Annotated in this window: 12 protein-coding genes; 9 read left to right on the top strand and 3 right to left on the bottom strand. The window is 63.5% G+C overall.

The window, feature by feature from the left end; translation table 11 throughout:
- Positions 1-87: 87 nt before the first annotated feature.
- The gene (locus NFV80_RS16345) at positions 88-414 is read right to left on the bottom strand and encodes a hypothetical protein (RefSeq protein ID WP_295331324.1); all 327 of its coding nucleotides are present in this window, start codon (positions 412-414) and stop codon (positions 88-90) included.
- Between the two features lie 153 nt (positions 415-567).
- Between NFV80_RS16345 and NFV80_RS16340 the strand changes: the two genes are divergently transcribed.
- Both NFV80_RS16340 and NFV80_RS16335 read left to right on the top strand, forming a co-directional pair.
- Positions 568-945, top strand: coding sequence for a hypothetical protein (locus tag NFV80_RS16340; RefSeq protein WP_295331323.1), 378 nt, complete (start codon positions 568-570; stop codon positions 943-945).
- 83 nt (positions 946-1,028) lie between these two features.
- A complete protein-coding gene (locus NFV80_RS16335) occupies positions 1,029-1,934 on the top strand; it encodes a M23 family metallopeptidase (protein WP_295331322.1) in 906 nt (301 codons plus the stop codon).
- Between the two features lie 29 nt (positions 1,935-1,963).
- Here the strand turns inward: NFV80_RS16335 and NFV80_RS16330 are convergent, their stop codons facing one another.
- Entirely contained in the window at positions 1,964-2,863 is a 900-nt protein-coding gene (locus tag NFV80_RS16330; RefSeq protein ID WP_295331321.1) for a recombination-associated protein RdgC, read from the bottom strand.
- A gap of 380 nt (positions 2,864-3,243) precedes the next feature.
- On the opposite strand from NFV80_RS16330, the gene NFV80_RS16325 reads away from it, so the two are divergent.
- From NFV80_RS16325 to NFV80_RS16295, 7 genes are all read left to right on the top strand, one after another.
- Positions 3,244-4,011 (top strand): 3-hydroxyacyl-CoA dehydrogenase, encoded by a 768-nt coding sequence (locus NFV80_RS16325; protein WP_295331320.1) that lies wholly within the window; start codon positions 3,244-3,246, stop codon positions 4,009-4,011.
- A 68-nt stretch (positions 4,012-4,079) separates the two neighbouring features.
- A complete protein-coding gene (locus NFV80_RS16320; RefSeq protein ID WP_295331319.1) occupies positions 4,080-5,261 on the top strand; it encodes an acetyl-CoA C-acyltransferase in 1,182 nt (393 codons plus the stop codon).
- 57 nt (positions 5,262-5,318) lie between these two features.
- Complete coding sequence (locus NFV80_RS16315) at positions 5,319-5,759, top strand: MaoC family dehydratase N-terminal domain-containing protein (protein ID WP_295331318.1); 441 nt, start codon at positions 5,319-5,321, stop codon at positions 5,757-5,759.
- Positions 5,760-5,769: 10 nt separating this feature from the next.
- Positions 5,770-6,189, top strand: coding sequence for a MaoC/PaaZ C-terminal domain-containing protein (locus NFV80_RS16310; protein ID WP_295331317.1), 420 nt, complete (start codon positions 5,770-5,772; stop codon positions 6,187-6,189).
- A gap of 142 nt (positions 6,190-6,331) precedes the next feature.
- On the top strand, positions 6,332-7,405 hold the full coding sequence (locus NFV80_RS16305; RefSeq protein ID WP_295331316.1) for a poly(R)-hydroxyalkanoic acid synthase subunit PhaE: 1,074 nt from the start codon (positions 6,332-6,334) through the stop codon (positions 7,403-7,405).
- A 65-nt stretch (positions 7,406-7,470) separates the two neighbouring features.
- Positions 7,471-8,577, top strand: coding sequence for a class III poly(R)-hydroxyalkanoic acid synthase subunit PhaC (gene phaC / locus NFV80_RS16300; RefSeq protein ID WP_295331315.1), 1,107 nt, complete (start codon positions 7,471-7,473; stop codon positions 8,575-8,577).
- Positions 8,578-8,740: 163 nt separating this feature from the next.
- Entirely contained in the window at positions 8,741-9,967 is a 1,227-nt protein-coding gene (locus NFV80_RS16295) for an HD domain-containing phosphohydrolase (protein WP_295331314.1), read from the top strand.
- A 36-nt stretch (positions 9,968-10,003) separates the two neighbouring features.
- Here the strand turns inward: NFV80_RS16295 and NFV80_RS16290 are convergent, their stop codons facing one another.
- The gene (locus NFV80_RS16290) at positions 10,004-10,585 is read right to left on the bottom strand and encodes a TetR/AcrR family transcriptional regulator (RefSeq protein ID WP_295331313.1); all 582 of its coding nucleotides are present in this window, start codon (positions 10,583-10,585) and stop codon (positions 10,004-10,006) included.
- Positions 10,586-10,602 lie beyond the last annotated feature (17 nt).

Raw genomic sequence — 10,602 nt, 5'->3', positions numbered from 1 at the left:
GCTCACTCGTCGACCGGTAGCAGTCGCGGAAATCAATCGGCGGCTACCAAGCTTCCCCTTGCGCTTGCTCCGGATCGTTCCCCGGGGTCAACCGAATACGCGGACTTGCAGGCGTTGCAGGAGTCCGAGTCCCTTCCACCAGAGCAGGCCATTTTCCCGAAACCGGCTGCCGGATTCGGTCAGCAGGAATCTGATCGCGCCGAGTTCGGTGGCGCCGCGTTCGGCGACGAATCCCATCCTCATCAGGTACTTGGCGATCGGCGGCAGCACCTGCTGACCATCGAGCAGCCAGCGCGCGCCGTAGCCATCGAGTTCCTCGGGCAGCATCAGCAGCGGCCGCTGCTCACTGATGCGTCGCAGCACCGCGAGCACCAATGCCCGGTCGGGAATCGAGGTGGTCGGAGAAGGTTCCATTGCTGCTTCCATTATGGACTGTTCCGCGCCCTCGCGCCTGACTCGTCTTGGCCGGTCTGGCCGCCTTGCGAGGCTGGCGCCACGGTCACAAACGCTCACAAATCGTCGCCGGCGAAACGTCATCGCCTGCGTGCGGCAGGCGTTATTTGGCTCATGAAAACGACCTCGACCTCTCTTTGCATCGCGCTCGCCGTCGTGCTCGCGGCTCCCCTGCCGGCACTGGCCGATCGCGGGGAATTTCACGGCGGTTACGCGTACCGCGACTACCCACCGCGTGCGCAGTATCACGCCGGACCGCATGGGCATTACCACGGCTACGGCTGGGTCGCACCGGCGGTCGTGCTGGGGGGCATCGCGGCGGCAGTCGCTGCGGCCACCTATTACCCGCCACGTCCGGTATACGTCGCGCCGCCGCAGCCGGTTTATGTGGCGCCGCCCAGCACCTACTGGAATTACTGCCGATCGGCAGGGCAGTACTATCCGAACATCGGTTATTGTCCCGAAGGCTGGCAGCTGGTTCCGGCACGCTAGCTCGCCGCAGGTGCATGGACTGCGGGCGACCGAGCCCGTAGAGTAGGGAACGGCGCAAATCGCGCGTCGCCGCCCCGTATGCCATGCGTTCCTCTTTCGTCCTCGGGCTGCTGCTTGCCTGTGTGCTGGCGGCCTCGGCTGCCGCCGGCGCGACCTATCCCTTCGCGGTAACGACCGAGCCAAGCGCAGCAGGTCATCGCGTGCTTGCCCGCAACTCGGGGCCGGCGCCGGTTTCGGTGCGACTGACGCTGGCCGCTGCGGACAATGTCGGCAGCGCGCAGGCGCTGCCAGTCTATGCGGTGGTTCGACCGTACAGTGAAATGTTCCTGCTGCAGGTTCATCCGCTCGATCCCGGGCGTGGCCATCGCTTCACGACACAATCGACCTATCGCCTTGGCAGCATACTTGCCGTTCCCGATCCGCGGGCGCTCTATCGCCTGCCCTTCGAAAACGGTCGCAGCTTCGTTGTCAGCCAGGCTGCCGGTGGACCGGTCACCACCCATCACGGTGAGGAAAGCCGCTACGCCGTCGACTTCCGGATGCCGGAGAACACGCCGATCGTCGCCGGGCGCGCCGGCCTGGTGATCGAAACGGAATCCTCGTATCGGCTCGGCGGCAGCGACCCCGCGCTGCTCGCCAAGGCGAATTACGTGAGCATTCTGCAGGCGGACGAAACGATCGCCACCTACGGCCATCTGGCGTTTGCCGGTGTTCGCGTCAGCCCGGGGCAGCAGGTGCAGGCGGGTGCCCTCATCGGCTATTCCGGAGCGACCGGCTATACCTCGGGAGCACACCTGCACTTCGTCGTGCACCAGTTGGTGCGCGCGAACGATGGCTTCGCCAGGGTCTCGCTACCGCTTCGTTTCTACGTCGGTACACCGCCGCGGATTTTCGCCGCCCGCTACCGGCAATTGCTCACTGCCGACTATGCGGCGGCCGACCGCATGCCGCAGGCGGTGGGCGAAGCGCCACCGGTTCGGCGCCGCTGATCGTTTGCACTGGCGAGCGCGCCGCCGGCTCAGGTGGTGGCCGGCGCTTCCCCGCCCAGGGCGGCAATGAGATCGTCGAGTAGCCGGGCCACCTCGCCGGTCATCAGCGTGAAGTCGATGTCGAAGCGCTCGTCGGCATTTTCTGTCTGGTTCTCGGATTGTTCCTGCAATAGGTCGAGGAAAGCCAGTCGCTTGATCTGCAACTGATCGTTGAGCAGAAAGGAAATGCGGTCGTTCCAGGTCATCGCCAGACGGGTGACGACCTTTCCGGCGGCGATGTGCTGGCGGATCTCGTCGCCTTCCAGCGAGTGGTTGACGTAGCGCACACTGGCCTTCTCGCTCGAACGCAGTTCCAGATCCTGGTCGAGGGTGAAGCCCGAAGGTGCCTCGCCGCCCGCGACCCAAGCGGTCATCGCTGCCGCGGGCGAACGATTCACCTTGAGCAGCCTGGCGGGCAGCGCGTCGAGCGACTTGCGCAAGTGTTCGAGAAACTCCTCGCCTTTGGCCGGTGACGCGGAGTCGATGACCAGCCAGCCGTTGACCGGGTCGATCCAGCTGAAGCTGGTGCGGCGGCGGATGAAGGCGCGCGGCAGCAGTTCGAGTGTCATCGCTTCCTGGATTTCGCGCAGCTCGCGGCGACCGACGCGGCGGCCTTCGGCCTCCTCGATTTCCTTGGCCCGGTCACTGGCGAAGCGTTTGACGATCGATGCAGGCAGGAGCTTTTCCTCAACGCCGAGGGCGAGCAACCACTGCCGGTTTACAGAATGAACGAGCGAATCATCGTCCCGTGGCGCCACCCAGCCGAGGCTGCGTGGATCGGTCGCAGCGCACCCCTGCAAGGGCAGCCTGGCGAGTTGCTCCGCTAGCCGGGTCGGATCGGCGGCCCACTGCGCGGGGAGGCGGTAGAGCTGAAGGTTCCTGAACCACATGGTCGTACCCGCAAGAAAACCGCGAATTATAGGCGGGAAAGGCGGCATGGCCCCCTTTGCGCGTCTCGCCTCGCCGGGTCGTCTTCCGGACTGCTTGCGGGCGCTTGCCATACGCCTGGCTGACGCTTGACGCGACGGCAGGTTGCAATCGACAATGCGAGGATTGCTCGCCGCCAGGAACCACAGCAAGTGCGCCACGATGGAGCTTGTGGAGCCCGTCTTTCGGTGCACGCCGGCCCAGGCCGCAGCCGGCGCGCGCAACATCAGAAGGGTTGTGGCAGGACGACGATGGTTCTTTTTGCTGCGGCAACGGTTTTCCGCCGTTGGCGCAGCCCAGGAGAGCGACGTTGTGGAACGTCGCGAATTTTTTTGGGGGTTATATGCAAATCAATGGCAGTGTGTTTGTGGTAACGGGTGCAGGCTCCGGGCTTGGGGCGGAAACGGCGAGCAGCCTGGTCGCGGCGGGTGGAAAGGTGGTGATCGTCGATGTCGACGCGACCGCCGGCGAAGCACAGGCGGCGCAACTGGGAGCCAATGCGCGCTTTGCCAAGACCGATGTGGCCGACGACGCGAGCGCGCGTGCCGCCATCGATCTGGCGGTCAGCGAATTCGGGGCGCTGCACGGCCTGGTGAACTGCGCCGGCGTCGCGCCACCCAAGAAGGTGCTGGGACGTGACGGCCCGCACGACCTGGCGACTTTTGCTCGCGTGGTCAACATCAACCTGGTCGGCACCTTCAACATGATTCGTCTGGCGGCCGAGGCGATGAGCCGCAACGAGCCGAACGAGGGCGGTGAGCGCGGCGTGATCGTCAATACCGCTTCGGTGGCGGGTTACGACGGACAGATCGGTCAGGCCGCCTACGCCTCGTCGAAAGCCGGCGTGATCGGCCTGACGCTGCCGGTGGCCCGCGAACTGGCGGCGCATGGAATCCGCGTCGTCACGATCGCTCCCGGCATCTTCGAGACCCCGATGCTGAAGGGGCTGCCGCAGGCCGCTCAGGACTCGCTCGGCAAGATGGTGCCGTTCCCCTCGCGTCTCGGCAAGCCGGCCGAATACGCCGCCCTGGTCAGACACATCTGCGAAAACGGCTATCTGAATGGCGAAGTGATTCGTCTGGACGGCTCGATCCGCATGGCGCCCAAGTAATTTCCGACAGTACGCAAGCATCTCAGTGACCGTTTCGGTCAAATCAGGTCGCAATACAGGAGAGTCGTATGAGTGAATCAGTAGTGATCGTCGGTGCCAAACGCACCCCGGTGGGTGCCTTTCAGGGCCAGTTTGCGGGTATGACGGCGCCGCAGCTCGCCAGCGTTGCCATCAAGGCCGCCGTCGAACAGGCGGGAGTCAAGGGCGAGGATATCGACGAGGCCCTGATGGGCTGCTGTCTGATGGCGGGCGTACGTCAGGCGCCGGCCCGGCAGGCGGTGCTGGGCGCGGGGCTGCCGAAGTCGGTACCCTGCACCACCTTGACCAAGATGTGCAGCTCGGCCCAGAAAACGGTCATGATCGCGCATGACGAGTTGCTGGCCGGTTCGGTGAATATCGCCGTCGCCGGCGGCATGGAGTCGATGACCAATGCCCCGCACGTGCTGACCAGCGCGCGTTCGGGTTACCGTCTGGGAAATGGCGTGCTGCACGACCACATGTTCCTCGATGGTCTGGAGGATGCCTACGAGCAGGGCAAGCCGATGGGCGCTTTCGCCGAGCTCTGCGTGGACAAGTACGGTTTCACTCGTGACGAGATGGATGCCTTTGCCACCGAGTCGGTGACGCTGGCGCAAAACGCGGTTGCCAGCGGCGTGTTCAGGGACGAAATCGCGCCGGTGACGGTCAGCACGCGCAAGGGTGACGTCGTGTGCGACTCCGACGAAACGCCGATGAAGTGCGACGTTTCCAAGATCTCCAAGCTGAAGCCGGCCTTCAAGAGGGACGGCGCGGTGACGCCGGCCAACTCTTCGTCGATTTCCGATGGCGCCGCGGCATTCGTGCTGATGCGCGAATCGGATGCGAGGACTGCGGGCATCACGCCGCTGGCCCGCATCGTCGGTCATGCCACCTTTGCCCACGAGCCCCCGTGGTTTACCACTGCGCCAGTGTTCGCTTTCGAAAAGCTCCTGAAGAAGGTCGGCTGGCAAACCACTGACGTCGATCTCTGGGAGATCAACGAAGCCTTCGCGGCCGTCACCATGGCGTCGATGCGCGACCTCAAGCTGCCGCGCGACAAGGTCAATGTCAATGGCGGTGCCTGCGCGCTGGGACATCCAATCGGTGCTACCGGTTCGCGGATTCTGGTGACGCTGCTCTACGCGCTCAAGGCGCGTGGCCTCAAGCGTGGCATTGCCGGTCTCTGTGCCGGCGGCGGGGAAGCCACCGCGATCGCCATCGAAATTCTCTGATCAAGTCGCCAACGAGCATTCCACCCCGGTCTCCGGGGTGGGTGGGGAGTGAATCGGATGTTGATTGACAAGAAGCACATCGGCATGAAAGTGCCGCCACATTCCGTTACCTTGACGGCGTGGCAACTCAAGTGGTTCGCCAAGGCCACGGGCGAAACGAACCCGATCTATTTCGACGAGGAAGCCGCCAGGAAGGCTGGCCTGCCGGGCGTGCTGGCACCGCCGACCTTCTTCTTCTGCATGGACATGGACAAGGAGCACCCCTTCGACTATCTCGAAACCATGGGTTGTGACCTGATGAAGATGCTGCACGGCGAACAGTCCTTCGTGTACCACAAACCGGTCTATTCGGGGGATACCCTCGACTTCGACGGGGAAATTACCGACATCTACGACAAGCGGAACGGTGCCTTGCAGTTCGTCGTCAAGGATGTCAAGGTGCGCCGGCAAGGCGAACTGGTGTGCGACGTGCACTCCGTGATGGTCATTCGGGCATAGGGGAAGGTCGATGACGAAACCGAACTATGATGCACTCAACGTCGGCGACATGCTCCCGTCGTTCACCACGGAACCGGTGTCGCGGCTGACCCTGGCGCTGTACGCGACGGGTTCCGGCGACCACCACCCCTTGCACCTCGACCAGGACTACGTGCGCGCCAACGGCATCGGCGACGTGTTCGCGCACGGCATGCTGGGCATGGCCTATCTCGGCCGTTTGCTGACGCAATGGGTGCCGCAGGAAGCGATTCGCAGTTTCGGCGTGCGTTTCACCGCGATCACGCAGATTGGCGAGCGCCTGGTGTGCACCGCCAAGGTGGTCGAAAAGCTGGAGCAGGACGGAGAGAAATGTGTTCGCCTCGAGTTGACCTGTGCCAACGAGCAGGGGGAGGCGAAGCACAAGGGGGATGCAGTGGTGGCCGTGGGGTGATGTCGCCCAGCCAGTGAAACTGCAGGATCGCGGCCGTCGTCAGACGGCCGCAGTTTGGTTGTAGAGTGCACTCAGTCTAGCGCTGGGCATCCGCCTGCCGTGGCGGTGGGCGTGTCCGAAACACTGAAAGGAGATCACACGAGTGGAAAACAAGAATCCGAACGAGCAAATGGGCGGTGTCGTCAACGCCTGGGCTGATATGCAGAAGCGCATGTGGGGCGACTGGTCCTCGCTGCTGCAGAATCTCCCGGGCGGCGGCGAAAATCCCGCCGAAGCCGTGAAGCGAGGCGTCGAAGCCGCCAACCAGGGTACGAACGAAGCAGCGCGCATGCTGATGGATCGCATCACCGGCAGCCAGAGCGCGATGAACCGGGTCATGGACTTCTTCTTCAAGTCGATGAAGGTCGTGGCGCCGAATCTTGAAGCACAGAAGGACTGGCGCCCAGATCTCAAGGGCTTTGCCGAACAATGGGCAAAGGAATCGACGGCCATGCTCGAGCGCAGTTTTGGCCTGGGGTCTCACCTCGGCAGCCTGAGTGGGACCTTGAGCAAGGATTTGCCCGACGCCATCGGTCCCTGGCTGTCGTTCCTGTATCAGGCGGCGTCGGCAGGTCATGTCGGCGAGGCAATGCTCGGCGGTACCGCCGGCCTGAATCGCTTGCTCTCGATGGAGAGCGACGCGAGTGCCCTGGCCGGCGTGGGACAGATCCCCCTCTTCGGTGCGTCGCGCGAAAAGAATGCCAAGCTGTTGCGGATGGTCGATGCAGTGGTCGATCTGCGCAAGAACAGCCTCGCGTTCCATACCGCGTTTGCCGAAGCACTCGCCCGCGCGGTCGAGGCAACGGTCGAGGAACTCGGCAAGGTCGCTGCCAAGGGCGACAAGATCACCGCGGTTCGTGAACTGATGGGCCTCTGGTTCCGTACGGCGGACAAGTCGTTGCTGGTGACGTTCAACACGCAGGAGTTTCTCGACAAGCAGAACGCCTTCACCAAGGCGCAACAGCAGTTCAAACTGGCGCAGCGCGCCGTTGTCGAGGACATTTTCCGCGGTCTAGACATGCCGACTCGCAGCGAGCTGGACGAGGCCTATCAAGTGATCCACGAGCTCAAGAAAGAGGTGCGAGCGCTCCGGAAGGAAATGCTTTCCGCCGCCCCGACGGCCGCGAAGATCGCTGCGCCGCGCAAGACTGCGGCCGCGCGTGCCAAGAGCGAATGAGCCGAGAAGCCGGAACCTTGTTGCTCTGGCTGATACGCCAATAGACCTTTAGGAGGGTGCCAACGATGTTTTCTTTCCCCATCCAGATTCTTCCCGCCGATCTTGCGGCGGAAACCGCAGCCCTCAATGCCAAGCTGGCCAAGGGCATCAGCAACCTCACCAACCTCACCGACGACGACATCGACATTGGCAGCACGCCAAAGGACACGATCTTCGAGCAGGACGGGATCGAGGTGTACCATTATCACCCGCTGGTCGAGCGGTCGAAGATCATGAAGACTCCCTTGCTGATCGTCCCGCCGCTGATCAACGGTTACGAGGTGGCCGACCTGCAGCCCGACCGCTCGCTGGTCAGAAACCTGCTGAACGAGGGCATCGACGTCTACCTCAACAACTGGGGCTACCCGCGTCTGGTCGACAAGTACCGGAACATGGACGACTACCTCAACGGGTACTTTGACGATACGGTCGACTTCATTCGCCATCATCACGGTGTCGACAAGATCGCCCTGCTGGGTATCTGTCAGGGCGGGGCCATGTCCACCACCTATGCGACGCTCAATCCGGACAAGATCAGCCACCTAGTGCTAACCGTGTCGCCGATCGACTTCGACGCGTATCGGGCGAATCACAAGCCGCATGAAGGACTGATGTTCACCATGGGGGCCGACGCCGATGTCGAGAAGATGGTCGCCGTGCATGGCAACGTGCCGGCCACCGTACTCAACGAGTCGTTCATGATGGCTTCGCCATTCATCCTGAACTACGGCAAGTACTCCGACGTGATCGACATTCTCGACGACCGCGAGGCCCTGCAGAACTTCCTGCGCATGGAGAAGTGGCTGTTCGGCGGTCCCGATGCAGTCGGCCAGATGTTCAAGGAGTTCGTCCGCGATTTCCTGAAGGACAACAAGCTGGTCAAGGGGACGCTCGAGGTCGGTGGGCGCAAGGTCGACCTGAAGAATCTCGTGCTGCCGATTCTCAACATCTACGCCGAAAAGGACCACATCGTGCCGCCGCCATGCACCGTGGCTCTCGGCAAGCATGTCGGCAGCAAGGACTACACCGAGTTTGCCATCGCCACCGGCCACATCGGCATCTACACCGGCGGTCTGGCGCAGAAAGTCCTGGCTCCGAAGGTCGGCAGCTGGATGCGCGAGCGCGGCGCCTGAGTTCCGCCGCAGCCCGCACCCGCTGGCGCGGGCAAGCCACGGGAACGCCCTCCGCGCTGGTGGAGGGCGTTTCCATTTGGTCAATTCCTTTCTCGGCGTTACCACTTGGCGACGCGGCCGGCGGAGTGGCCCGCGAACGCGCAGTAGTGGCCGGGCACCATCGATGACTCTGAGAATCGACCTGAAGAGCGCCATCATGGCGCTGTCGGACGCGCTTGACCTGGTCGGGGTCAACGATTTCCAGCATGGCAAACGGGTCGCGATGATCGCCCGCGAGACGGGGTTGATGCTGGGCTTGCCGGAGCGCAACCTGGATCGCCTGGTTTGCGCAAGTCTGCTCCACGATCTGGGGGTATCGTCCACGGTGGTGCATCGGCGCCTGCTGCGCGAAGCCGACTGGGACGAGCGGCACGCGCATTGCGAAACCGGGTACTGCCTGCTGCAGCCCTTTGCGCATCTGTCGCTGCTTGCGCCGGCCATCCGCTATCACCACACTCCGTGGGTGGACCTGCCGCCGCACTTGCGCGAGGACGGGGCCATAGACGCGAACCTGATCCAGTTGGGCGATCGCGTCGACGCCCTGCTCCTGGTGCGCGGGCTGGAAAACCCGCTGTTCCACCGCGACGGCATCGTCGAGTCGATCGTCCAGCTGGCCGGTGGCGAGCTATCCGCCGAAGTCGTACAGGCGTTCGTCGCTGCCGCCACCCGCGAAGCGTTCTGGATTGCCCTCGTCCCGCGGCATGTGCAAAGCTATCTTGCCGACCTGAGCCTGAATGACTGGCGGATCACCATCGACTTTCCCCAGTTTGGACACGTTGCGCGACTGATTTCGAGCATCGTCGATGCCAAGAGCCACTTCACCGCCGCGCATTCGCTCGGCGTGGCGCAGCTCGCACGTCATCTCGGGAAGATGGTTGGGCTGAGCGCCGATGCCTTGGCCGAGGTCGAGGTCGCCGGCCTGATGCACGATGTCGGCAAACTCTGCGTGCCCGACGAAATCGTGGAGAAAGCAGGCGGTCTGACGCCTCTCGAATTCTCGGTGATGGAACGGCACAGTTTTGAAACCTACCAGATCCTGCACCATATCCCTGGACTGGAGCGCGTTGCCCAGTGGGCAGCCTTTCATCACGAGGCGCTCAACGGCCGCGGCTACCCATTCCGGCACAGCGGCGATCGCCTGTCGCAGGAAGCTCGCATCGTCGCCGTGGCGGACGTCTTTCAGGCGCTGGCACAGGAGCGTCCGTATCGCGGCCGCCAGCGCATCGAAGAAATTCCCCGCTTTCTGCGCGACGCCGTGCGTCGGGGGGTACTCGATGGCGATGTTGTCGCGCTTGCCTGTGACGATCTGGAAGGCAGTTGGCGGGCCGCTACCGAAGCGATGGCGGTCTGACCGGAGACGGGTTGCGCGCCTGGGCGCCCAGCAGGCCTATGGTTTGACGATCAGTTCCGCGATCCAGCGTTTCAGGTCGTTCAGTTTCTCGTCGTAGTTCTCGCAGGCCATCAGGCTCTGCCCGAAGACGTAGGCGTAGAGGAGGAGGCTGCGGCTCTTGGCCTCGTCGTCGGCGACCCCGCGCGCGAGGAACAGCTTGCGGGTGCACTCCAGGCGACCGCTGTCGACCTGCTCGACGATGGCAGCGGCGTGCGCGTCGCGGCGCGCCCATTCGCGCACCGCCAGTTCGATCGAGATCCCTTTGCGGTTGCGCGTGGCGCCGTACACGTCGATCAGGTGCAGAAGCTGCTCGTCTTCCTTGCCGGGGGTTGCCAGCGTCTGCTTGTGGATGTCGCGCAGGCGGCCATCCCGCCAGGTTTCGAGGACGGCGTCGTAGAGATCCTGGCGGTCCTTGAAATGCCAGTAGAAACTCCCCTTGGTGACGCCGAAGTTTTTCGCCAGAACCTCGATCCGCATTCCCTGCACACCCTGTTCGGCAAGAATCTCGATTGCCGCTTCGATCCACCCGCTGCGGTCCAGGGCAGCACGCGGGCGGGTACTTCTGAGCTTGGTTGGCATCTGCTTCTTTCCTGAAT

The sequence above is a fragment of the Accumulibacter sp. genome (assembly GCF_023806565.1).
Classification (GTDB): Bacteria; Pseudomonadota; Gammaproteobacteria; order Burkholderiales; family Rhodocyclaceae; genus Accumulibacter.
This window is presented reverse-complemented; position numbering and strand designations above follow the sequence as displayed.

What these genes read in the sequence shown, in the direction of transcription:
- NFV80_RS16345 (WP_295331324.1), bottom strand. Translation starts at nt 414, where the DNA reads ATGGAACCTTCTCCGACCACCTCGATTCCCGACCGGGCATTGGTGCTC.
- NFV80_RS16340 (WP_295331323.1), top strand. Translation starts at nt 568, where the DNA reads ATGAAAACGACCTCGACCTCTCTTTGCATCGCGCTCGCCGTCGTGCTC.
- NFV80_RS16335 (WP_295331322.1), top strand. Translation starts at nt 1,029, where the DNA reads ATGCGTTCCTCTTTCGTCCTCGGGCTGCTGCTTGCCTGTGTGCTGGCG.
- NFV80_RS16330 (WP_295331321.1), bottom strand. Translation starts at nt 2,863, where the DNA reads ATGTGGTTCAGGAACCTTCAGCTCTACCGCCTCCCCGCGCAGTGGGCC.
- NFV80_RS16325 (WP_295331320.1), top strand. Translation starts at nt 3,244, where the DNA reads ATGCAAATCAATGGCAGTGTGTTTGTGGTAACGGGTGCAGGCTCCGGG.
- NFV80_RS16320 (WP_295331319.1), top strand. Translation starts at nt 4,080, where the DNA reads ATGAGTGAATCAGTAGTGATCGTCGGTGCCAAACGCACCCCGGTGGGT.
- NFV80_RS16315 (WP_295331318.1), top strand. Translation starts at nt 5,319, where the DNA reads ATGTTGATTGACAAGAAGCACATCGGCATGAAAGTGCCGCCACATTCC.
- NFV80_RS16310 (WP_295331317.1), top strand. Translation starts at nt 5,770, where the DNA reads ATGACGAAACCGAACTATGATGCACTCAACGTCGGCGACATGCTCCCG.
- phaC (WP_295331315.1), top strand. Translation starts at nt 7,471, where the DNA reads ATGTTTTCTTTCCCCATCCAGATTCTTCCCGCCGATCTTGCGGCGGAA.
- NFV80_RS16295 (WP_295331314.1), top strand. Translation starts at nt 8,741, where the DNA reads ATGACTCTGAGAATCGACCTGAAGAGCGCCATCATGGCGCTGTCGGAC.
- NFV80_RS16290 (WP_295331313.1), bottom strand. Translation starts at nt 10,585, where the DNA reads ATGCCAACCAAGCTCAGAAGTACCCGCCCGCGTGCTGCCCTGGACCGC.